14 protein-coding genes, 1 pseudogene and 1 riboswitch are annotated in these 21,831 nt (G+C 66.3%); of the genes and pseudogenes, 7 read left to right on the top strand and 8 right to left on the bottom strand.

The genetic code is table 11. The annotated features are described in order from the left end of the window. The first annotated feature begins 124 nt into the window (after positions 1-124). From ACCQ10_RS15715 to cobT, 3 genes are all read left to right on the top strand, one after another. A complete protein-coding gene (locus ACCQ10_RS15715) occupies positions 125-1,411 on the top strand; it encodes an O-acetylhomoserine aminocarboxypropyltransferase/cysteine synthase family protein (protein ID WP_372361214.1) in 1,287 nt (428 codons plus the stop codon). Between the two features lie 381 nt (positions 1,412-1,792). Beyond that, a riboswitch (cobalamin riboswitch) is annotated at positions 1,793-2,017 on the top strand. A 117-nt stretch (positions 2,018-2,134) separates the two neighbouring features. Next, complete coding sequence (gene btuB, locus ACCQ10_RS15710) at positions 2,135-4,012, top strand: TonB-dependent vitamin B12 receptor (RefSeq protein ID WP_372361213.1); 1,878 nt, start codon at positions 2,135-2,137, stop codon at positions 4,010-4,012. Between the two features lie 407 nt (positions 4,013-4,419). Next, positions 4,420-5,466, top strand: a complete 1,047-nt coding sequence (cobT, locus tag ACCQ10_RS15705) for a nicotinate-nucleotide--dimethylbenzimidazole phosphoribosyltransferase (protein ID WP_372361212.1) — start codon at positions 4,420-4,422, stop codon at positions 5,464-5,466. 194 nt (positions 5,467-5,660) lie between these two features. On the opposite strand, the gene ACCQ10_RS15700 is transcribed toward cobT, so the two are convergent. The 7 genes from ACCQ10_RS15700 to ACCQ10_RS15670 form a co-directional block, all read right to left on the bottom strand. Continuing rightward, the gene (locus ACCQ10_RS15700) at positions 5,661-6,857 is read right to left on the bottom strand and encodes a type III PLP-dependent enzyme (protein ID WP_372361211.1); all 1,197 of its coding nucleotides are present in this window, start codon (positions 6,855-6,857) and stop codon (positions 5,661-5,663) included. Continuing rightward, positions 6,854-8,623, bottom strand: a complete 1,770-nt coding sequence (locus tag ACCQ10_RS15695; protein ID WP_372361210.1) for an IucA/IucC family protein — start codon at positions 8,621-8,623, stop codon at positions 6,854-6,856. Before ACCQ10_RS15695 ends, ACCQ10_RS15700 begins: the two co-directional genes overlap by 4 nt. After that, entirely contained in the window at positions 8,601-9,773 is a 1,173-nt protein-coding gene (locus ACCQ10_RS15690; RefSeq protein ID WP_372361209.1) for an MFS transporter, read from the bottom strand. Before ACCQ10_RS15690 ends, ACCQ10_RS15695 begins: the two co-directional genes overlap by 23 nt. Continuing rightward, on the bottom strand, positions 9,770-11,563 hold the full coding sequence (locus ACCQ10_RS15685) for an IucA/IucC family protein (RefSeq protein WP_372361208.1): 1,794 nt from the start codon (positions 11,561-11,563) through the stop codon (positions 9,770-9,772). The genes ACCQ10_RS15690 and ACCQ10_RS15685 overlap by 4 nt, the downstream gene beginning before the upstream one ends. Further along, on the bottom strand, positions 11,560-12,786 hold the full coding sequence (locus ACCQ10_RS15680; protein ID WP_372361207.1) for a siderophore biosynthesis protein PvsA: 1,227 nt from the start codon (positions 12,784-12,786) through the stop codon (positions 11,560-11,562). The genes ACCQ10_RS15685 and ACCQ10_RS15680 overlap by 4 nt, the downstream gene beginning before the upstream one ends. 354 nt (positions 12,787-13,140) lie before the next feature. Further along, a complete protein-coding gene (locus tag ACCQ10_RS15675; protein WP_372361206.1) occupies positions 13,141-15,276 on the bottom strand; it encodes a TonB-dependent receptor family protein in 2,136 nt (711 codons plus the stop codon). Beyond that, the gene (locus ACCQ10_RS15670; protein ID WP_372361205.1) at positions 15,277-16,038 is read right to left on the bottom strand and encodes an HpcH/HpaI aldolase family protein; all 762 of its coding nucleotides are present in this window, start codon (positions 16,036-16,038) and stop codon (positions 15,277-15,279) included. 279 nt (positions 16,039-16,317) lie between these two features. On the opposite strand from ACCQ10_RS15670, the pseudogene ACCQ10_RS15665 reads away from it, so the two are divergent. From ACCQ10_RS15665 to ACCQ10_RS15650, 4 genes and pseudogenes are all read left to right on the top strand, one after another. Further along, positions 16,318-16,952, top strand: a pseudogene (locus ACCQ10_RS15665) (hypothetical protein). Positions 16,953-17,450: 498 nt separating this feature from the next. Further along, the gene (locus tag ACCQ10_RS15660; protein WP_372361204.1) at positions 17,451-18,029 is read left to right on the top strand and encodes a hypothetical protein; all 579 of its coding nucleotides are present in this window, start codon (positions 17,451-17,453) and stop codon (positions 18,027-18,029) included. Beyond that, positions 18,026-19,339: a Tle-like phospholipase domain-containing protein gene (locus tag ACCQ10_RS15655; RefSeq protein ID WP_372361203.1), complete on the top strand. Its 1,314-nt coding sequence runs from the start codon at positions 18,026-18,028 to the stop codon at positions 19,337-19,339. The genes ACCQ10_RS15660 and ACCQ10_RS15655 overlap by 4 nt, the downstream gene beginning before the upstream one ends. A gap of 29 nt (positions 19,340-19,368) precedes the next feature. Continuing rightward, entirely contained in the window at positions 19,369-19,938 is a 570-nt protein-coding gene (locus ACCQ10_RS15650) for a hypothetical protein (protein WP_064634589.1), read from the top strand. Between the two features lie 157 nt (positions 19,939-20,095). On the opposite strand, the gene ybaL is transcribed toward ACCQ10_RS15650, so the two are convergent. Further along, positions 20,096-21,793 (bottom strand): YbaL family putative K(+) efflux transporter, encoded by a 1,698-nt coding sequence (gene ybaL, locus ACCQ10_RS15645; RefSeq protein WP_372361202.1) that lies wholly within the window; start codon positions 21,791-21,793, stop codon positions 20,096-20,098. Between the last annotated feature and the right edge of the window lie 38 nt (positions 21,794-21,831).

The following is a 21,831-nucleotide window of genomic DNA, read 5'->3' as shown; positions in this document are numbered from 1 at the left end:
ACGGCGGGCGCGCGTGCGCCTCTGCACGACCTGATCGTTGGCGATGTCGTCATAGCCGGCTGTCATGAGGTTCGGGTCGGCGGCCGGGTATCGTCGGGCTCCTTGTCCAGCAGCGAGCCGTGCCATGACCGATCCGCAGTGGAAGCCTGAAACCATCGCCGTGCATGGCGGGTATCGCCCCGACCCGACCACGCGCGCGGTGGCGGTGCCGATCTATCAGACGGTGGCGTATGCGTTCGACGATACCCAGCATGGCGCGGACCTGTTCGACCTGAAGGTGCAGGGCAACATCTACAGCCGCATCATGAACCCCACCAACGACGTGCTGGAGCAGCGCGTGGCCGCGCTGGAAGGCGGCATCGGCGCCTTGGCGCTGGCATCGGGGCAGGCCGCGGTGACGTATGCGATCCAGACCATCGCCGAGGCCGGCGACAATATCGTCTCTTCCAGCGCCTTGTATGGCGGCACCTACAACCTGTTCGCGCATACGCTGCCGCAGTTCGGCATCAGTACGCGCTTTGCCGACTATCGCGACCCGCAGGCGTTTGCCGGCTTGATCGACGAACGCACCAAGGCAGTGTTCGTCGAGTCGATCGGCAATCCGCGCGGCAACATCACCGATATCGAAGCGGTGGCGGCCGTGGCGCATGCGCACGGCGTGCCGTTGATCGTGGACAACACCGTCGCCACGCCGTCGCTGCTGCGGCCGATCGACTTCGGTGCCGACATCGTGGTGCATTCGCTGACCAAGTATCTAGGCGGGCACGGCAACAGCATCGGTGGGGCGATCGTGGACAGCGGGCGCTTTCCGTGGGCGGCGCACAAGGCACGCTTTCCGCGCCTCAACGAACCGGATGTGAGTTACCACGGCGTGGTCTATACCGAGGCCTTGGGCGAGGCGGCGTATATCGGCCGTGCGCGGGTGGTGCCGCTGCGCAATACCGGTGCGGCGCTGTCGCCGTTCAACGCGTTCTTGATCCTGCAAGGCATCGAAACATTGCGGCTGCGCATGGAGCGCATCAACGCCAATACCTTGGCCATTGCGAGGTATCTGCAGCACCACGCACGCGTTGCCTGGGTCAACTATGCCGCGCTGCCGGATCACCCCGAGCATGCGTTGGCGCAGAAATATCTGGGCGGCCACGGGTCCGGTGTGCTCACGTTTGGCCTGCCGGGCGGGCGTGCGGCAGGCGCGCGTTTCCTGGATGCGCTGCAGCTGTTTACCCGGCTGGTGAATATCGGCGATGCCAAATCGCTGGCGACGCACCCGGCGTCCACCACGCACCGCCAGCTGGGTCCAGCCGAGCTGGAGCATGCCGGGGTGAGTGAAGACACCGTGCGGCTGTCGATCGGCATCGAGCATATCGATGACTTGCTGGCGGATCTGGAGCAGGCGCTGCAGGGGGCGTGAGGTTGATCGCCCCTCTCCCGTCGGGAGAGGGGTTGGGGTGAGGGTGCGGTAGGTCCGCAATGCAGCAGTCGACGTCGAACGGCGCCATTGACTCGCAATCGCACCCTCATCCGCCCCTTCGGGGCACCTTCTTCCGATGGGAGAAGGGCTGCTTGAGCCCTTCTCCCTGCGGGAGAGGGTTGGGGTGAGGGTACGGTAGGTCCGCAATGCAGCAGTCGACGTCGAACGGCGCCATCGACTCGCTGTCGCACCCTCATCCGCCCCTTCGGGGCACCTTCTCCCGATGGGAAAAAGGACAGCTTGAGCCCCTCTCCCCCATGAAGGAGGACAATGTCCCGATGGGAGAAGGAAGCGTTGGTCGCAGACCTCTGAGGCGCCTGCTACCATGCGCGCCCCTGAGGTGACTGCCGCAGTTGCGGTGGTTTAAACGGGAATCCGGTGCGCGGGTCGCCTTGGGCGGGTCGCAATTCCGGAGCTGCCCCCGCAACGGTGGGCGAGACAAGGGTCTGCACGTCACGCCACTGTGCTTGCATGGGAAGGCGCAGGCCTGGGAAGCGTCCGCTTCCACTCGCGAGCCCGGAGACCGGCCTGAGGGACAAGACCCGGCACGCGGTGGGCGTGGCCTTGATCGTCTGGCGCTGCGGCGTTGGGCGCCTGGCCCGTTGCTGTCTGCCGCCCCCATTGCCCCCGCGCGGGTAGGCGCGGTTCCAGGAGCAGCAGTCGATGTCCGTTTCTTCCGTTTTGCCGACCCGCGCCGTGCTGGCCGTGGGGCTGTCGCTGTGCATGGCCAACCTGGCCCGGGCCGAGGCCGCCGTCGATCTCGACGAAGTCGTGGTCACCGCCTCGCGCACCGCGCAGACCCAGGACCAGACGCTGGCGCCGGTCACGGTGATCGACCGCGCGCAGATCGAGCGTCGCCAGGTCAATTCACTGCAGGACCTGCTGCGTGGCGAGGCCGGCGTGTCGCTGGCCAACAACGGCGGGCCGGGCAAGCCGACCTCGCTGTTCCTGCGCGGCACCGAATCCGACCAGGTGGTGGTGCTGATCGATGGCGTGCGCATCGGCTCAGCCACCTCCGGTGGGGCGGCCTTGCAGGACCTGCCGATCGAACAGATCGAACGCATCGAGATCGTGCGTGGCCCGTTTTCCAGCCTGTATGGTTCCGAAGCGCTGGGCGGGGTGATCCAGATCTTCACCCGTCGCCCGCAAGGCAGCTTCGTGCCGATGCTCAGCGTGGCTGCCGGCAGCAACAACGCGCGCCGCTACGGTGCCGGCCTGGCCGGGCGGAGCGAGGGCGATTTGGGCGAGGCCGGCGGGTGGTATTCGGTCAACGCAGTGCATGACGAAACCGACGGCATCAACGCGTATCTGGACACCAGTTCCAGCGCCTACGACCCGGATCGCGATGGGTATCGTAACGATTCGCTGAGCGTGCAGGGCGGCTGGCGCTTCAACCGGCAGTGGGATGCCGACGTGCACGCGTTGCGTGCGCAGAGCCGTAACGACTACGACGGCTCTGTCTTTGGCGGCAACCTGTCCAAGGGCGTGCAGCAGGCGGTCGGTGGCAGTGTGCGTTACGCACCCACCGATGCGCTCAAGTTCACCGCCAGCGTCGGCGGCAGTTCCGACTTCAGCGATGCGTACTACGACGGTGCGTACGTCTCCACCTACGACACCCGCCGCAAGCAGGGCTCGTTGCAGGCCGACATCACCACGGCACCGGGCCTGTTGACGGTCGGCTTCGACTGGCAGCGCGACGCTATCGCGAGCAGCGATAACTACGACGCCGACAGCCGTATCGACCGCGCGGCATTTGCGCAGTGGCAGCAGAGCTTCGGTGCGCAGTCCGTGCAGGCCAGCCTGCGTCGCAACGACAACAGCCAGTTCGGCGGCAAGACCACCGGCAGCCTGCTGTGGGGTTGGGACGTTGCCGAGCACCTGCGCCTGACCGCCAGCTACGGCACCGCGTTCAAGGCGCCGACCTTCAACGAGCTGTACTACCCGGACTTCGGCAACCCGCTGCTCGGGCCGGAGACGTCCAGCAGTGCGGAGCTTGGGCTGCGGGGGCGCTACGACTGGGGCACCTGGACGCTCAGCGCCTTCCAGACCCGCATCAGCGACCTGATCGCCTATGACGCCTCGCTGGTGGATGCCGCCCACCCCTTTGGCCAGCCGAACAATATCGACAAGGCGCGCATCCGTGGCGCCGAAGCCGGTTACGAGACCGCGCTGGCTGGCTGGACGCTGCGTAGCGCGCTGACCTGGCTGGCGCCGCAGGCCGATGGCGAGGTCGGGCACGGCAACTGGCTACCGCGTCGCGCCCGCCAGAGTGGGCGCATCGATGCCGACCGCACCGTCGGCGCGTTTGGCGTGGGCGCAAGCCTGTTCGGCTCGGGCAAGCGCTTCGATGACCTGGCCAACACCGAGCGCCTGGCCGGTTACGGCCTGCTGGACCTGCGCATGAGTTATGCGATCAACACGGACTGGAAGGTGCAGTTCACCGCCAACAACGTGTTCGACCGCCGCTACGAGACCGCGCGCTGGTATGCGCAGCCCGGGCGGAATTACCTGCTCACCTTCCGCTACCAGCCAGCGCAATAACGCGATCTTTTGTCGCGCGCGAAGGCGGAATGCGCTGCGGCAGGTGCCGACCGGCCACAGGCGCTGGCCGCTTTGCCGGGCTGGGGGATTGACCGTGCTGCGTCCCCTGGCTCATGCCGCGCTGCATGGCGGCTCGCTCGCCCGACGCTATGGTTGCGCAGCCTGCCGGGCCACCCGGATGCGGGGTGCCTGCCTGCGCAAACGTGACATGTTGCACACCGCTGCCGCAGTTGCCTGGGCAGGGGGTGCTGGTCAGCAACGCGGTCGGGCACGGCGATGTACCGCCGGGCGAACTCACGCCTCGTTTTGTCGGTGAAGCCGCCCGGCGGCGCCAGGCGTTGGCGCTACAGTGCGGGCTTGCGATGGTGGTGGCAGGTTTGGCCCATGGTGCTGAAGGGAGAAGCGGTGTGACTAGCGACTGGATCCTTGCTGCATGCGCAACGCCGGATGCGCGCGTGCGCGCTGCGGCGCTGGCGCGGCAGGAACAGCTGACCAAGCCGCATGGCGCGCTGGGACGGCTGGAGCAACTGGCGGTGCAGCTGGCCGCCTGGCAACGCAACGCGCACCCCACCGTGCAGCGGGTGTGGATTGCGGTGTACGCCGGTGATCATGGCGTTGCCGCCGAAGGTGTCTCGGCCTTTCCGCAGGCGGTCACCGGCGAGATGGTGCGCAACTTCGCACGCGGCGGCGCAGCCATTGCGGTGCTGGCGCGCGAGCTCGGCGCACGGCTGGAAGTGGTGAACCTGGGCGTGGTGAACGATCCGGGCGAGCTGCCACGGGTGCGACGTGCGTGGATCGCGCCGTCCACCGCCAATCTCTGCGAGCAGCCGGCGATGACTCACGCGCAGTTGCGCGATGCGCTTGCCGCCGGCGCCGAGAGCATCGCGCAGGCCAGGAGTTGCGATACGCAGTTGTTCGTCGGCGGCGAGATGGGGATCGGCAACACCACCGCCGCCGCCGCGCTGAGCTGCGCCTTGCTGTCGCAATTTCCGCAGGCGATGGCCGGTGCCGGCACGGGTCTGGATGCCGAGGGCATCGCGCACAAGGCCACGGTGATCGCGCGTGCGCTGGCCGTGCACGCCGATGCCGCCACTCCGCTGGAACGGTTGCGCCGGCTCGGCGGCTTCGAGATCGCCGCCCTGGTCGGTGCGTATATCGCCGCTGCGCAGGCCGGCATCCCGGTGCTGGTGGACGGCTTCATTTCCACCGCTGCGGCATTGGTCGCCACCGGTCTCAACCCTGGCGTGCGCGAATGGCTGCTGTTCGGGCATCGCTCGCAGGAACGCGGTCACGTTGCGCTGCTGCGCGCACTCGATGCCGAACCGCTGCTGCAGCTGGATCTGCGCCTGGGCGAGGCCAGCGGCGCGGCGGTGGCGATTCCGCTGCTGCGCAGCGCCTGCGCCTTGCACAACGGCATGGCCACCTTTGCAGAAGCCGGCGTGTCCGACGCATGAGCGTGCAGACCACCGTGCTGCGGCATGCGATACCGCCAGCGCAGTGAGCGCGGCCAGTTCGAAGACCTGCTGACCAAACCGGGGTGGCAGCAACTGCGCGCAGTTACTGCATCGCGTGATTGGAACTCCGGGCAGCATGCAGGTGGACCCTGTGCGACGTGCGTTCGTATGGCGGGCATCGTGTGCGGTCCCCATCAACCCGCCACCGGCAAAAACAGCTGCTGCGGTGGCGGGTGCATCAGGAACTGCTGGTGCGAAATATTCCAGGCGTAGGCGCCGGCCAGCGGAAAGGCCAGGCAGTCGCCGGGGGCCAGTGCGGCGACGGGTTGGTTGTGGGCCAGCACGTCCTTGGGCGTGCAGAGCTGGCCGACCAGGGTGACTGCGGCGTCGCTGACGACCGGCGGGTGCACCCCGCGCAGCACGCGGACGGGGTGGTCGTGCGCCTGTGCGGCCGGCGTGCGGAAGTGATGGGTGCCGCCGCGCGCGATTGCGAACCAGGCGCCATGGCTGCGCTTGAGGTCGAGCACTTCCATCAGGTACCAGCCGCAACTGGCGCTGACATAGCGGCCCGGCTCCAGGCGCAGGCGCACGGCATCGCCGTGCTCGCGCAACAACGCCGGCAGCCCCGCGCAGAAGCCGGCCCAGTCGAATGAAGCCTGCGGCGTCAGGTAGTCCACGCCGAAGCCGCCGCCCGCATTCACCCTGAGCGGCCCGAGACCGTAGGTGTGTCGCCACTGCTGCACGGTGCGCAGGTAGGCGGCAATCAGGTGCAGCTGCGCGCCGGCATCGCGCTGATGCGACATCAGGTGGAAATGAAACCCTTCCAGGCGCAGCGCCGACGTTGCGCGCAGCAGCTGCATGGCGGTGTCCAGGTCCTGCGGGTCGAGACCGAAGGGCGAGGGCTGCCCGCCCATCATCAGGCGCGTGCTCTTGGCGCCGGGCACGGCGATGTTCATGCGCAGGAACACCGGCACGCAGCGGCCGGCAGCCGCGGCGATGGCCGCCAGGCGCTGCAGCTCGCCGAGACTCTCCACGTGCACGCTGCAGTCGGGCAGGGCCACCGCCTGGGCGAGTTCGCTGTCGAGTTTGCCGGGCCCGCCGAACAGCAGCGCTGCCTGTGGTTGCTGTGCATGCAGCCAGGCCAGTTCGCCACCGGATGCGGCCTCGAAGCCGTCCACATGCGGCGCGAGCGTGCGCAGGATCGGTGGCTCTGCATTGGCCTTGGCCGCGTAGAACAGCTCGCACGGTGCCGGTAGCTGCGCGCGCATCCACGCCGCATGCGCGTGCAGTGCGGCCAGATCATAGACATACGCGCAGACCGGGCCATCGCTGCGGGCGCGCAGTTGCGGCAACGCAGCGATGACGCGGCCCGTGTCGATCTGCAGGCTCACGCCGCCACCTGCCGTGCGCGGACGAGCGGCGCGATGGGATTGGGCAGGGCGGTGTAGTCGGATTGACGGTCGGCGCGTTGCAACAGACGGGTGCCGAGATTGTTCTTGCCCGGCAGCGGCGCGCCGTCGATCAACCCCTGCAGCGCGGGCTGTGCGCCGTGGCGCTGCTGCCAACGCACGGCAATCTCGCCCACGCGGTGCCACAGCTGCGCTTCCAGCGTGCCGTCGCCTTCGGTCAGATGGAAAATGGCCTCGGCCAGGTTGTTGACCAGGGCGCAATAGGCCACGCGGTTCCAGCCTTGTTCGGGCGTGTAATACAGCGATTGCCGCGCGCGCTCGCCGACGCCGTGCAGCCGTGTCGGTGGCCAATGGTGGGCAAGCAGCTTGGTGCCTTCCAGGTCGCGAATCCACACCCGCGTCGGCCACCCGTCGGCAAACCCGATCACGGTGTTCTGCAGATGCGGCTCCAGGGCGATGCCGTGCTGGAACAACGCGCTCCACACGCCGTCCAGCAACACGCTGGCATAGGCGCCGAACCAGCGCCGTGTGGCGGTGCGGCGATCCATCGGCGTACGGCTCAGCGCCTGCAGCTGTCGGGCGCAGACGCTATTGCCCTGCGCATCGCAGGTAAACAACGCTGCCGCCACCTGTGGCTGCCAGTGCGCGCGCTGCGCGGCGGGGATGGTCTTGCGGTACAGGATGCCGAAGCTCTCCGACAGGTTGCGTGCGGCGTGCGGGTCGGCGTCGTACAACGCGCGATCGACCCGCGCCACATCCAGCGAAGTTGCCGCCGGCTCCAGCATCACATCGAAGCCGGGTACCTGCACGGCCAGCGCTTGCCAGCTCGGCGCCAGCAGCTCGGTGAGGGCGACCGCACTTTCCAGTTCGTACCAGGCGTTCTTGCGCACGCAATTGGTCAGGCGCACATGCACCGAGCACTTGAGGAAGTACTCCAGCGCCGGGTGATACAGCGTGCGCACCGACGAGGTGGGGCGCAGTGCAGCGCCACGCAGGCCGACCGGTGCGATGAGGCCGCGCGATTGCAGCGTGCGCAGCAAGGGGTCGTCCAGCAGGCGTTGCGCCTCCCACGGGTGGCAGGGATACAGCGCCGGGTCGCCGGACAGTTGCGTCAAGCTGGCACGCACGTCCTGGCCCTGCACGCGCAGCAGGCGCGGGTCGATGCGGAACCAGAACAACTGGAACTGCGCGCGCGCTTCCGGGGCGCAGGCCAGCACCTGCTCCAGCGCGATGCCTTCGCGGCTTTTAGGCGTGGGATGCAGCGCATGCCCCCACAGCATCGATTGCTCCGCATCGATCATGGCCTCGCCGCTGGCCGCGCTGCGCTGGGCCTGCCGCAACAACGCCGCGGTGACCGCCACGCTGTTGGCGCTTTGTGCCAGCAGCTCCGGATTCACCGCCTGCCTGCTGCCCAGCGATTGCAGCAGGCAGCGTGCCAGGGCGTGCGCATCCAGGCTCTGCCACGGCTGGCCGGCGCTCTTGAGAAACGGCGTGGACGCAAAACGGCAGCGGCCCAGCCGGTCGGCATGGGCAATGCGCACGCACAGCGTGCCGGCGGCGCCCAGCGCGATGCGCAGCCAGCGCTGTTCGGCCACCCGCGGGCCGGGGCGATCCAGCCCGCGGTAATCGAAATCGGCGGCATGTTGCGGGATGGCGAACTCGCGCAGGTAGCAGTTCAACCAGCAACTGCAGGCCTGGGCGTCGGCCATGCTGTCGTACCAGGGGTCATGCATCGTGTGCAGCGACATCGGCAGATCTCCTCGAAGGAAAGCGCACCAGGACGGTGAGCGCAGCAGCGGCGGCCGCCAGCGCGGCGGCCAGGAAAGGGCTGGCCGGGCCGGCGGCCTGGGCCAGCGCACCGGCGGCGGCGCCGGCGGCTACGCCGGCCCACTTGCCGCAGGCATCGAACCGGCCGAACAGGCGCCCGGCGCCGTGGCCGCTGGCGACCAGAGCCAGGCTGCGGTTGAGCCCACGCAGGCCGAGCAACATGCCAAGCCCGAACAGCAGCCGCGCCGCCACCAGCGCGATGGCGTCGTGCAGCAGCGCCTGCCACAGGCAGGCAAGCGCAAATAGCAACAGCCCGGGCATCAGCCATGCGTGGCCATCGCCGCGCCGCCACCACGGCAGCACGACCAGGTACACCAGGTGCGGCAGGCTGTAGAGCAGGCCGGCGAGCGCATCGTGGCCGGCGCCACGCGCGAGTGCGTAGGGAATGAAATACGGGAAGGTCACCACCATCGCGAAACAGAACAGGAACTGCGCCAGCAGCAGCGTAGGCCACGACGCTGGAGTGGCCTGCAATGGCGCCGGACCCGACGCGGCGATTGGTGCGGCCACTGGCCGTGGAGCCGGGTGATCCGCCGGCAACCGCCAGGTCAGTGCGAATGCGATCAGCGGCAGCAGCGCGAGCGCGCGGTACAGCGATTGCGCCGGGCCCAAGGCAAGGGCCAGCCCCAGCAGTGCGGGTGCGCTCACCATCGCCAGCCGTGCCGAATACTGGGTCCAGTCCAGTGCGCGCGCCAACGGGCCGGCCTGCGGCTGGCTGGCCAGATAGGCGTTGGCCGCGGCCAGCGAGCCGCCGCAGCCGCCCTGCACGACCAGGCCAACCACCAGCCAGGTCAGCGATGGTGCGAAGCCGGCGATGGCAAAGCCCAGCGCCAGCCCCAGCTGCGCGCGCAGCAACGAACGCTTGCGCCCGTAGCGGTCGGCCAGCCGCCCCCAGGTGCCGGCCGTCAACGCGGTGCACAGCGTCGGCAGCACGTACAGCACGCCGCTCCAGCCCACCGCCGCGCCCGGTGCCAGTTCGGCCAGCACCTGCGGCAGGAACAGCGGCATGCCCAGGGCGGTGAAGGCGGCCAGATAGTGCGCTGCCAGCACCGGGCCGAGAATGCGCTTCATCGCCCACCACCGGCCTGATGGCGCGGCTGTTGCGCAAACGCAGTGCCGAACGGATTGGGCGCGCTGTTGCCATAGAACTTGTTGATGTCGCTCGCCCCGGTGAGCTGCTTGCTGAGCAGGCTGCCGGCACTGAGCAGGTACTTCACCGGCAACCGTGGCATGGCGAGCAGGTCACGCGCGGGCGCGGTATCGATGCCTTCGGCGTGCAGGTGTTCAAGCGTCCGCGCGAGTTGCGCCTGCAGCTGCGCCGCCAGCGGCGCGCGCAGCGCCGGCTGCCACTCGGCCAGGCCTTCCAGCACCGCCTGCAGATCCAGTTGCAGCACGATGGTGCAGAACATCTGCGCCAGCGCCTGCGCATCGTCCACCGCAATCCGCGCATCGCGCAGCGGGCCCAGCGTGTCGATGTCCGGCACTTGGGCGCGCAGTTGTGGCATGGCGATCCGCGCGGCGTCGTTGTCCTTCATCAGCAGGCGGGTGCGTTGGCCGTGGGCATATACCAGCACGCTGTTCTGCTGATTGGCTTCCAATGCAATGCCGTAGCGCAGCCACAACCGCAAATGCACCGCAAGCAGCAACTCGGTGTAGTCGCGCCACCAGGCCTGCACGTCGCCGTGGGCGAACTGCTCGGCCAGGTGGATCGCCATCGGCCGGCCATCGGGCAGCCACGCGCACAGCGCGGCCACCGGCACCAGCGTGGCGTCGTCCAGGGGCGGATACCGCCGCACCAGATAGGCCAGGTGCCGGGTCTGGCCCACGTGCCCGCCATGCGACTCGTCCACGAACACGCACCGGCCCCGCAGGGCGCTGTCGTGCGCATCAATGCCACGCAACGCGCGCTCCAGCCAGTGCCCGTCGTACAGCGTGGACGGTTTGATCAGACGCAGGTTCAGTGCGCCCAGCGTGCGCATCGGGATCGGCAGCTTGAGGTGCAGGTGCGGCTGCTGCACTGGCACCAGCGTGCGCACCGACAGGGTGGGGCGCACCTGCAGCCATGCCCGCGGTGCACGCACCGCACCGGCCGGAAGCTCGAAGCCGGGCTGTTCCAGTCGCTCCCACACCAGCGGATGTACCGGCCAGGCCAGGTGGGTGTGCGCAAGCGCCGGCGGCAGGCCGAGCGTGGCCAGGTCCGGCCACAGCGCGGCCGGCGGCGTGCTGGTGCAGCTGACCAGGGCATGCGGGATCGCCAGCCAGCGCAGCGCGAAGGTCGGCGCAAACTCCGGCGCGTAGTCGCGCAACTCCGATGCTTCCAGCCCGGCCTTGGCGCGCGCGGTGGGATAGAACGGGTGGTCGCGGTAGCTGGCCAGCTGGTCGCAACGGTAGGCACGTTCGGCCGGGTCTGCGTGCTGCAGGGCGGTGGCCAGCGCCGGTGCCTGCGCGTCATAGGCCTGGCATGCCAGGCCGCGGTGTGCAGCGGCGCAGTCGGCCTCGTCGGCATAGGCGCGGTGCAGCTGCAAGGTCTGCGCATCGAGCTCGGCGCCCATGCGCTGCAGCCAGGCCCGCGCGCCCTGTTCGAGTTGCGCAGCGTCGGCCGTCTGCACCACCCAGCGATCGCTGCAGGCGCTGAAGTCCTGCAGCACGCCGCCGTGGTGGATCGGCAGCCACAACGTGCCGCCGGGCAAATGCGTGATGCGCCACCAACCGTCCACCGGGCCGGGGTCGGACCACTGCGCCAGCACGCCCGGGTCGGGCGTGGCCGCCTGGCCGCGGCTGACGATTCCGCGCAGATCCTCGCGCAGGCAGGCGTCGATGATGCGGGTGGCGATGTAGCGCTGGTCGTCGGCGCGGCTCATGCGTGCACCTGCGCGGTGTCGATGCGCCAGTGCAGACCGGCCTCGGCCTGCACCACCGCCTGCTCCAGCGCCTGCGCATCGCTGGCCACCGCACTCAGCACGCCCAGGTAATCCTTGTTGGAGTGGCTCAGCTGGATGCGTTCGCCCGGTGCGCGCATGCGCCGGTACTGCACGTCGCTGTGCGCGTCGCGATGGCGGCGGTCTTCGCTGGCGGTGACCAGCTCGCCTTCCGTGTCGGCCACGTAGTAACGCAGCAGGGCATGCGCACGCTCGCTGCGCAGCTGCGGCAGCGGTTGGCCCAGATGCGGCGCCAGCGCAGCGGCGAACCAGTGCCCACCGAACATGCCGTCGAGCAGGAATTCGCGGCGGTCGCCGATGCTGCGGTAGTTGATTTCCACCAGCACCGGGCCCTGGTCGGTGAGGATGAATTCGCTATGGCACAGGCCGAAGTTGACGCCGAAGGCACGCAGTTGCTGCAGCGCCTGCGCAACGACTGCGGTATCGACCCGGGCATCCCACTGCGCTTCGCACTCGACAAAATGCGGTGGCGGCGACAGGCGCACCCTGAACCCGCCGATGGCCTGCAGCGTCTGCCCGTCGCCCAGCGTTTCCAGCGTGAACAACGGCCCCTGCAACATGCCTTCCAGCAGCACGGTGCGCTGCGGGTGGCGCTGCCAGACCTCATCGAGATAGTCCTGCAGGTGCGTGGCATCGGCGCAATGGCGCACATCCAGGCTGGCCACGCCTTCGCGCGGTTTGGCCACCACCGGCCACGGGATCTCGTCCGGTGGCGCGGCGCCGGGCGCCAGGGTGCAGAACCACGGCGAGGGCAGGCCGCGTGCACGCAGGCGCTGCCGCATCGCGGCCTTGTTCTTGGCCGCGTAGCAGACCTGCCAATCCTTGCCCGGCAACCCCAGGCCGGCCGCAACCAGCGCCGTGCTGGTCTGCAGATGATCGCTGTTGCTGAAGACCGCGCGTGGCCGCAGTGCGGCGTCGTGCAGCACATCCAGCACGCCGAGCGGATTGAACACGTCGCATTCGATCACCCGTTGCGGCGCATGCGTGGGGTGGTCGCGGAAATAGGCCAGGTGATCGAGCCGATGGTCGGTCAGCAGCCACACCGGAATGCCTTGCGCGTGCGCGGCCGGCAAAAAGCCATCGGTGATGGCCGGGTGGCAGACATGGGTGAGGATCACCAGGGGGGCGTCGGGTACAGCATTCATGGCAGCTCTCGTTCGACAGGGCGGTGGGGAAACCGATAGGGAAACGGGCTGCCTGGCGCCGCGAACGGGCGTTGGGTGGCCTGCGATCCAGCGATCGCACTGCCGCATGCTGCGGCGCTGATGCGTGCCTCATGCACGCCATGTGGTGGGCGATGGCGATGGAGTGAGCGCCATGGCCATCGTGGTCGACCACTGCCCCTGCACAGTGGTCGCGTCGTGCCGCTGCGGGTTGCTGCAGCGACGCCCATCAAGCGATGCCGACATCGGCCAGGTGTGCGTGCCGGTGCAGAACCGCAACGCGTCTCACGCCGCGTGCGGCTTGCTGCGGCCTGCACCGCGCACCGGGCGCAGTCGTTAGAACGTGTACTCCAGGCCGGCAGTGACGGTGCGGCCGGGCGCGGCCTGACGGCCCCACGGGCTGGTGTCCACGCCACGGAACCAGTACTGCCGGTCGAACAGGTTGTTGATCGCCAGCGAGGCGCTGAATTTCTGCCCATCGCGTTCGAACAAGGTATGGCTCACCTGCGTGTTCCACACCATGTACGCCGGCAGCTGGCCCACCGAGGCGATGGCGTTTTCCTGCACGGTGTTGGCGGCATCGCTGAAGGCCTTGCTGAAGTAGTACCCCGACAGCGCGACAGTGGTATGACCGAGCGCGTAGGTACCGCCCCAGGTGATCTGATTGCGTGACGTAAACGGCACGCGCAAGCCACGGAATGGCCCCGATTCCTGGCTGGCATCCAGATATGCATAGCCGGCGTTGAGGGTGAGCGCGCGCAGGTTCTCGGGGCTCCATTGCAGTTCCACCTCGCCCCCTTGGTGGCGGGTCTTGCCCAGATTGCGGAACACGCGGGTGGTGTTGTCCAGCTGGATCTGCTGATCGAAGTCGATCAGGTAGGCGCCGACCTGGATACGGGTGCGGTCGTTGGGCTGATAGCGCGTACCGGCTTCGTAATTCCACGCCAGCTCGGCATCGAGATTGTTGCCGAAGATGATCTGGGTGACCTGTGGCGCGCGCATCGAACGTTGCCCGTCCGCATACAGGAACCACCGTTCATTGGCCTGGAAACCCACCGTCAGCCCCGGCAGCACGTCGCGGGTCTGGTTGAGCGTGCTCACGCCGGTGGCGCGGTTGAAATAGCGCGAATCCAGGCGCTCGTAGCGCAGCCCGGGCGTGATGGTCAGGCGCTCGTCCGGCAATGTGATGGCATTGCTGACGTACGCCGCCAGCGCGCGGTCTTCGAACTGCCAGTCGCGCACCGTGGTGAACAGGCCATCGCGCAGCCGCAGGTTGCCGACCAGGAAATCGATGTCCTCACGCACCGCACGCACGCCGGCGGTCCATTGCTGCCGCACGTCGCCGGCACTGCCCATGCTCCAGCTCAGGCGCGGCTCGCTGCCCACCACGCGGAAGTCGCGCGGTGCGGTCTGGCGCAGTTGCGGCGGCAGGTCCGACCGCCAGGTTTCGGTGGCGGCCTGGCGCATGCCGACGATGAAGTTGCGGCTGCTGCGCGCGCTGAAGTTGGTCCAGTCCAGGCGCACGTCCTGCAGCGGGCCCCAGTCGCCCAGCAGTTGCTCATAGCTCAACGACGCGCGCGTGGTGCGGCCGTTGAAGGTGTCCAGCGGGCGCGTGGCCTGGCGCGGGTCGCGGCGATAATCGGCCGGGCTCAGGGCACCGGCCAGATCCATGTCCACCAGGTAGCGCTGCACGCTGGCCTTGAGCAACTTGGTGTCGTCCAGCCACCATTCCGCACGCACGCGCAGATTGCTGATGTCGGTGTCGCTGTGCGCACGCCAATAATCGCCGTAGGTGCGATTGGCATCGACCTGCATGCCGAAATTGTCGCTGAGGTAGCCGCCGCTGCTGAGCGCGCTGTCCTGCAGGAACTGGCCCTGACCGCCGGCGGTGACCTTGTGCGCCAGCGTGGTGCTCCAGTCGCTGGGGATCTCCTTGCTGACCAGATTGATCACGCCGCCCACGTTGTTCGGCCCGTATTGCACCGCCGCGCCGCCGCGCACGATGTCGATGCGGTCGATCTGATTCAGCCCCACCGGAAACAGCGACAGGCTGGTTTGCCCGTACGGCGCCAGTGCCAGCGGGATGCCGTCTTCCAGCACCTGCACGCGGCCGCTGCGGCTTTCGTACAGGCCGCGCAGCATGAGCTGCGGCAATGCGCCGGTGCCGGTTTCGTCGAAGATCTTGATGCCCGGCACGCGCTGCAGGGCATCGTCCAACGACCGGTTGCCGCCATTGCGCAGCTGCTCGCGGTCGATCACCTGGCGGCTGCCCGCATAGCGTTGCACGTCGTCGGGTTTGGAGCGGCCGAGCAGGCTGCCCTGCACCTGGATCGCGTCCAACGCGCGGATCGGCGTCTCGCCATCGAGGCCGGCGGCATCGGGCGTATCGGTGGCGAACGCCGACGGCGACACGCTCAAGGTGAGCGCGACCATGACGGCAGTGGTCAGGGTGTGGAAACGGAACGTCGACATCTACGGCGTGCTCCTGCAGGCGGGTAGGGAGGCGGGCGCGTCGAACGTGGCCAGATGGCCGCGCAACGCGCGCTGGATCAGGGCGCGGTCTTCGCCGGCCAGCAGCCAGCGCAGATCCGGTTGTTGCAGCCAGTGCGCGCGTTGCGCGTCGGTGCGTGGATTGGGGCAGAACGGCACGCCGGCCGCGCGGCAGTGCGCCTGCAGTTGCAGCAGCAACTCCCACACCTGCGCATGGGTGGGCTGCGGACCCAGGCCCAGATCCAGCGCCAGATCCAGCGCACCTTCCATCACCAGCGCCACGCCGGGCACGGCAAGAATGTCGGGCAATGCGGCCACGCCAGCAGCGCTTTCGATCATCGGCACAATACGGATGTCGCGGTTGGCCTGCGCGATATAGGTCGGCAGGTCGGTGTTGCCGAAGCCGGTGACGCGGCCGCCCGTGATGCCGCGCCGGCCCAGCGGCGGAAAGCGCGCGGCGGCGACCGCGCAGGCCATCTGCTGCGCCGATTCGGCGCGCGGCACCACGATGCCGCGCGCGCCGGCATCCAGCACGCGGCCGATCAGTTTTTCGTCCACCTCCGGCACCCGCACCCAGGCTTCGCAGCCGGAGAGCTCACACGCGCGGATGGCATGTTCCAGTTGCTCCGGCGCACGCAGCACATGCTCCAGATCGAGCACCGCGAATCCATAACCGATGCGGCCCAGCAGCTCGCACAGCTGCACGCTGGGCAACGCATTGAGAAGGCCGACTGCATACGCCATGGTAGAGGCCGCCAGGGAAACGGGCGCTCATCCTGCGCTTGATGGGAATGATTATCAAGTGTGTCTTTCGGTCTTTTTGGGTAACCAGGAGAGGTGGCTTGACTCGTTGGACTGAATTTGGAGATAGGCATCGATACCGGTGCAGCTATGTCGCCCGATTCGAGTAGCAGTGCTGGCGTTGCGCCAGGAGAAATATTGTTGCTGTCCAGGAAAGGACGTAGCCTTGTAGAAACAGGGCGTTTATCGGCCAACTACACGATATATCCCACTTCAGTCGCGCTGCTATGCATTTCCCTGGCGACTTTACTGTGCGCCTGCGAGCAGAGGAGGCCGCCATGCAATCCAAGGACGTGCAGGCCCGCGACGCTGACGTCGATCCGATCTATCGAAAGAACCCGTATCCAAAGCAGGCCTATCGGGTAACCATAACCATCGAGGATGCGCCAGGACCATTCGGTTTCGTGGATGGCGCGGCTTTTTATCAGATGACTAATCATACGCTGTGCACCCCGATTGAGCCGATTGCCGGGGTCTAGTCCAAGCAAAAAGAAGATAGTGTTCCTGCAGTCTTCAAAAAAATCGACGCCACGGCCTATGAAACGGCGATTTTTTTAGAGGGCATGATTGAGGCAGATTATTATGGAAAGGGCGTGTACCATTGGGAGTTGATGGGTGTTGGCATCTCTTTAAAGGCAAGTGGCAAGAAAGAGGAGACGAATTGTTTGCCGAGTCTGGAAGAAAATTAGGTTGTCAGTTCAGGCGAAAAGACGACTTATTTTTGGAGGGGTGGCTACCCGCGAGACGAGTTGGAAGACTTTCCAGATGCTGGGGAAGGCGATCCTGCCGAATTCAAGGATGAGTTGCGTGGAGAGTTGGTTAAGGTGACTCTGTCTGCCAGGAAGGATGTGCCATGATCCTAACTGACCGAGACTACGAAGGGCTCGCAGATTCTTACGGGCGGACTGATGTGGTGAGATGAAATAATCATGTGGTTTAAATTTGTGAGTATCCATGCCGGCGTCTTGGGTGCATGGACTACCTTCTCGGGTCTCAACGGGTCACCTGCCAGAAAGTGAACAACGGCGAAGTATTCGGTGCGTCTGATCTCGAAGCTTTCCTAGGGGAGTGTTTACGCCGACGGCGGCATACTGTTTAGGCGGCATAGCCCCTATGCTGAATATGTCATCGAGCTGATGCAACGGGCAACGGAGTTGGCGGAGCGTCAAGCAAGCGCGATGGGCTAGCGGCTGGATTGCGTTTCCGATGAATCCTGTTGAGGTGGTTATAAAAACGGCGTAGGCTCAGCTATCAAGCGTTTATTGGCCGAACCAATCGTGTATCGAACCCCCGCCGCACTGCTATGCATCTCCTTGGCCGCATTGCTGTGCGCTTGCGGAGCAAAGGAGATCCCCATGCAATCCAAGGATGTGCAGGCCCGTGACGCTGACGGCGATCCGATCTACCGGAGGAACCCGCGCCCTACACAGGCCTATCGGATCACCATGACCATCGAAAATGCACCAGGACCGTTTGGGTCAGTGTCAGGTACAGCCTTTTATGACATGGCAAATCGCGATGAATGTGCGCCGTTCGATCCCTCTTTGGGGATGTCCACAAAGCCAAAAGAAGACGGAATTCCAGTAGTTTTTCAAAGGGTAGATAGCAAGACATACGTTGCGATCGTTTATCCGGATGGGATGTTGGATGCGGATTATTATGGGAGGGGGATTTGCCATTGGGATTTTGGCGGTGTAGGCGTTTCGCTCAAGGCGACCGGTAAGGGGGGTGAGACAAACTTCATGCCAGGTCTGGACAAGAAGGATTTTTTTGCTTCTAAACCAGTGTCTGCTTTTTTTTGGTCTGGTGGGTATCCTGAGGAAGATGTGGCTGACTACCCGGATACAGGGCTTCCTAGTGCTGAGGCATTTAAGGAAGAACTGCGCGACAACCTATTCAAGGTCACCATACAATCTGTAAAGGAATCGCCATGAGTTTTAACAGTCAGCAATATGCGGCGCTTGCTCGCGATGTTTACGATGGGCCGCGCGCGACTGGAGAAAGAAGCCCGGTTATCGATATTGGTGGGGTTCCTTACCAACGGCTAATGTATGTGGACCGTGCAAGTGGTTATCAAGGTATTATTTACCAAAGAAAGGATGCTCGCGAAATAGTCGTCGCACACCGCGGTACCGAGCCTGATAGACAGCTCTTGAAAGATGGCGCTTATGCTGATGGCAGCATGGTGGTGAAGCGTCATAATCCCCAGGTCGACGACGCCATCGAGCTGACACAACGGGCGATCGAGCTGGCAGAGCGTCTAGCGAAGCGCGATGGGCATAAGCCCGAAGTCACTGTCACCGGGCATTCCCTTGGCGGCGGACTGACTCAGGTCACGGCGCACCATTTCGGTTTGAAGGGACAGACATTCAACGCCTACGGAGCGACGAGCCTGGATCGGCGAATTCCCGAGGGTGGTAACGAGGTAATCAATCACGTAATGGCCGGCGATGCGGTCAGCGCCGCCAGCCGGCATTACGGGCGCGTGGAGATCTATGCTACGCCGCAAGAGATCGCCACGCTGAAGAGAGCTGATTACGCCAACGACAATGAAGTGCTGGATGCGCGCCTTCCGTTATTAGCGGCAGCCAAGCTGGGCGATTCGCACGTTATGCATAACTTCCTCCCCGTCGATGCGGACGGCAAGCCGGATCGTTCCGTATTGGACGATCCCGCAACACGTCAGCTCGCGCAGCAGTACGCGCCAATGATCGAGAAGTATCGCGGCGACGTCGAAACGCTGCGGGCGGGCTTGACGTTGTATTCGCGTGGAATCCCTGGCCTTGTCCGTGATGGCGTCGACCAGCTGCGCGGTCCAGCGGAGTCGGGCGCCGGGCGTCGGGAAATGGATGCGCCCAGCTGGCAGCAGCAGATGCAACAATTTCAGCAAGACCGCGAGCGCAGCCATGCGCCACAGACCTGGCAGGTCCCGCTCAAGCAGGATACGCAGGAGGTGCGCGCGGCGTCGCCGACACACGGCGGCAAGCCGTCCTCCCTGCAGGACGACCCCGGCGCATTTCTCGACCGCATGTTGGCCGCCGCACAGAACGGCGACCGTGATCAGTTCCGTCAGATGACTCATACCCTGGCCAACGAACCGCCCGGCCGCGGCTTGCGCGCCGAGGCGGTCGAGGCGGTAAACCAGCAGGAACAACAGGCGGCCCAGCAGGCGATGCAGGCACAGCGGCAACAGGCCGAGTCGCAACAGCAGGAAACCATGCGCGTCGGTGCGCGCAGCCTGTAATCGTCATCACCAGCAAGGCAGGACGCACGATGAGCACACACGACCCGATGGAGCTGGCCAGCAAGACCGCTGCCTTGATGGAACAGTTCGAGCGCCGATGTGCCGAATTGGAGCAACTGCAACGCCGTCTTGCGCAGCAGTTGGAGCAGGTAGCGCAGTCGCTGCCAAATGTAGTGACGCGTTCGGCCGAACAAACGCTACAACGCGTGCCCGACACGTTGATTCGAAGCATCCAGCAGGGGTTGGACCAACCTGTCGCCGGGTTCGAAAAGCGGCTACAGCAAGCGGGCGGTTTGATCGGCGAAGGCGCGCAGTCGCTGTCTGATCAACTCAAGCGTATCGAACGCGGGCAGCGCCTGCTGCTCTGGAAAGGCGCGGCAGTTGTCCTGGGGAGTCTGCTGCTGCTGCTGGTAGGCGGCGGATGGTTACTGAGCCAGTATCGCCAGGAGATCCGCGACAATCAGTTGCGTGCCGAGTTGCTGCGCGCCTACAACGCCGCAGACGTAGTGCTATGCGGCGACCGGTTATGCGCCAATGTGGAGACCAAAGGCGCCGCTTACGGCGACCGTCGTCAGTATCGGCCGGTCAAAGCCCGCTGATGTCGGCGTCGACAACGGTCTTGCCTATCGCCTTGCAAGGCGTCGCGCAAACGCTCTGCGCAAAGTAGCTGCAACATACTCCATCGCCGACGCCTTGCTTCATGCGCATCAGTTGGTCTGGCGATGAACTAGACGCTACCGAAACAAGCCGCCGGCGTCACGACGCCGGCACGTTCAACGCCCGGTACGGCGGGGTGGACATCACCATCTCGGCCAGCGAATAGGCCAGTTCGCGCTCGGCCAGCACGGCACCGTCGGCGCCGTGTTCGAGCAGATGCTTGACCTCGGTGTCGCTGTGCGCGCGCGCCAGCAGGGTCAGCAAAGGATTGATGGCGCGCAGCTTGGCCAGCGCTTCGCCGGCTTCCAGTGGCTGTGGGATGGCCAGGATCGCGATCTTGGCGTGCTCGGGGCGGGCCTCGGCCAGCACCCGATCCGCTGCCGCGCTGCCCCGGATGCCCGGAATTCCCGCTGCATGCGCCTTGGCCACGTGGTCGCCGTTGTCGTCGATCACCAGCACCGGCACACCGCGGCTGCGTAGCAGCTGCGCCAGCGCGCTGCCGACGCGGCCGTAGCCGATCACGATGGCATGGCCGTCGGCCGGCAACGGCGGGCCAGGCGGCAGCTCCGGTTGCGCCGTGGCCGGTGCGTCCTGCGCCTGCTTGGCCTGCCAACGGTCCAGCCATGAGAACAGGAATGGGTTGGCCACGATCGACAGCAGCGCGCCGGCCAGGATCAGATCGCGCCCGGTCTCCGGCAGGATCGCCAGCTGCACACCGAGCCCGGCCAGGATGAAAGAGAACTCGCCGATCTGCGCCAGGCTGGTGGAAATGGTCAGCGCGGTGCCGGTCGGGTGGCCGAAGGCGCGCACGATCAGGAATGCCGCCAGCGACTTGCCCACGGTGATGGTCAGGAATGTGGCCAGTACCTGCCAGGGGTGGGCAATGAGGATCATCGGGTCGAACAACATGCCCACCGACACGAAGAACAGCACCGCAAATGCGTCGCGCAACGGCAGCGAGTCGCTGGCGGCCTTGTGGCTGAGTTCGGATTCCTTGAGCAGCATGCCGGCAAAGAACGCGCCCAGCGCAAACGACACGCCGAACAGCGTGGCCGACACGAACGCCACGCCCAGCGCGATGCCGAGCACGGCCAGGGTGAACAGTTCGCGCGAACCGGTGGCCGCGACCTTTTCCAGCGACCACGGAATCACCCGGCGGCCGATCACCAGCATCGCCGCGACGAACGCCACCATCTTGAGCAGGGTCAACCCGAGCGCGGCCAGCAGCGAAGTGGACTGGCCGTCGTGCGCCGCCGACGGCGCGCCGGTACCGAGCACATCCGCCAGTGCCGGCAACAGCACAAGCGCCAGCACCATGACCAGGTCTTCGACGATCAGCCAACCCACCGCGATGCGGCCACGCTGGGTGTCCAGCAAGCGGCGTTCTTCCAGTGCGCGCAGCAGCACCACGGTGCTGGCCACCGAGAGCGCCAGGCCGAACACCAGGCCGTGGATCAGCGGCCAGCCCATGCTCCAGGCCAGCGCCCAGCCGAGCAGCGTGGCCACCACGATCTGCGCCAAGGCACCGGGCACCGCGATCCACTTCACTTCCATCAGATCTTCGAGCGAGAAGTGCAGCCCCACTCCGAACATCAGCAACATCACGCCCAGCTCGGACAGCTGGTTGGCCATGGTCTGATCGGCCACGAAGCCCGGCGTAAACGGCCCGACGCACACGCCTGCCAACAGGTAGCCGACCAGCGGCGAGAGCTTCACCTTCTGCGCGAGCGTGCCAAGGATGAAGGCGACCGCGAGGCCGACGGCGATGATGTCGATGAGGCTGGTGTCGTGATGCATTCCAATCCGTTGTGAGAGTGTCCGGGAGAACGAGGCGG

The organism is Xanthomonas sp. NCPPB 1325 (assembly GCF_041477645.2).
Taxonomy (GTDB): Bacteria; Pseudomonadota; Gammaproteobacteria; order Xanthomonadales; family Xanthomonadaceae; genus Xanthomonas; species Xanthomonas cannabis.
This window is presented reverse-complemented; position numbering and strand designations above follow the sequence as displayed.

Excerpts from the sequence above, each read along its gene's own strand:
- ACCQ10_RS15715 (WP_372361214.1), top strand. The coding sequence starts at position 125 with ATGACCGATCCGCAGTGGAAGCCTGAAACCATCGCCGTGCATGGCGGG.
- btuB (WP_372361213.1), top strand. The coding sequence starts at position 2,135 with ATGTCCGTTTCTTCCGTTTTGCCGACCCGCGCCGTGCTGGCCGTGGGG.
- ACCQ10_RS15695 (WP_372361210.1), bottom strand. The coding sequence starts at position 8,623 with ATGTCGCTGCACACGATGCATGACCCCTGGTACGACAGCATGGCCGAC.
- ACCQ10_RS15690 (WP_372361209.1), bottom strand. The coding sequence starts at position 9,773 with ATGAAGCGCATTCTCGGCCCGGTGCTGGCAGCGCACTATCTGGCCGCC.
- ACCQ10_RS15685 (WP_372361208.1), bottom strand. The coding sequence starts at position 11,563 with ATGAGCCGCGCCGACGACCAGCGCTACATCGCCACCCGCATCATCGAC.
- ACCQ10_RS15680 (WP_372361207.1), bottom strand. The coding sequence starts at position 12,786 with ATGAATGCTGTACCCGACGCCCCCCTGGTGATCCTCACCCATGTCTGC.
- ACCQ10_RS15675 (WP_372361206.1), bottom strand. The coding sequence starts at position 15,276 with ATGTCGACGTTCCGTTTCCACACCCTGACCACTGCCGTCATGGTCGCG.
- ACCQ10_RS15670 (WP_372361205.1), bottom strand. The coding sequence starts at position 16,038 with ATGGCGTATGCAGTCGGCCTTCTCAATGCGTTGCCCAGCGTGCAGCTG.
- ACCQ10_RS15660 (WP_372361204.1), top strand. The coding sequence starts at position 17,451 with ATGCAATCCAAGGATGTGCAGGCCCGTGACGCTGACGGCGATCCGATC.
- ACCQ10_RS15655 (WP_372361203.1), top strand. The coding sequence starts at position 18,026 with ATGAGTTTTAACAGTCAGCAATATGCGGCGCTTGCTCGCGATGTTTAC.
- ACCQ10_RS15650 (WP_064634589.1), top strand. The coding sequence starts at position 19,369 with ATGAGCACACACGACCCGATGGAGCTGGCCAGCAAGACCGCTGCCTTG.
- ybaL (WP_372361202.1), bottom strand. The coding sequence starts at position 21,793 with ATGCATCACGACACCAGCCTCATCGACATCATCGCCGTCGGCCTCGCG.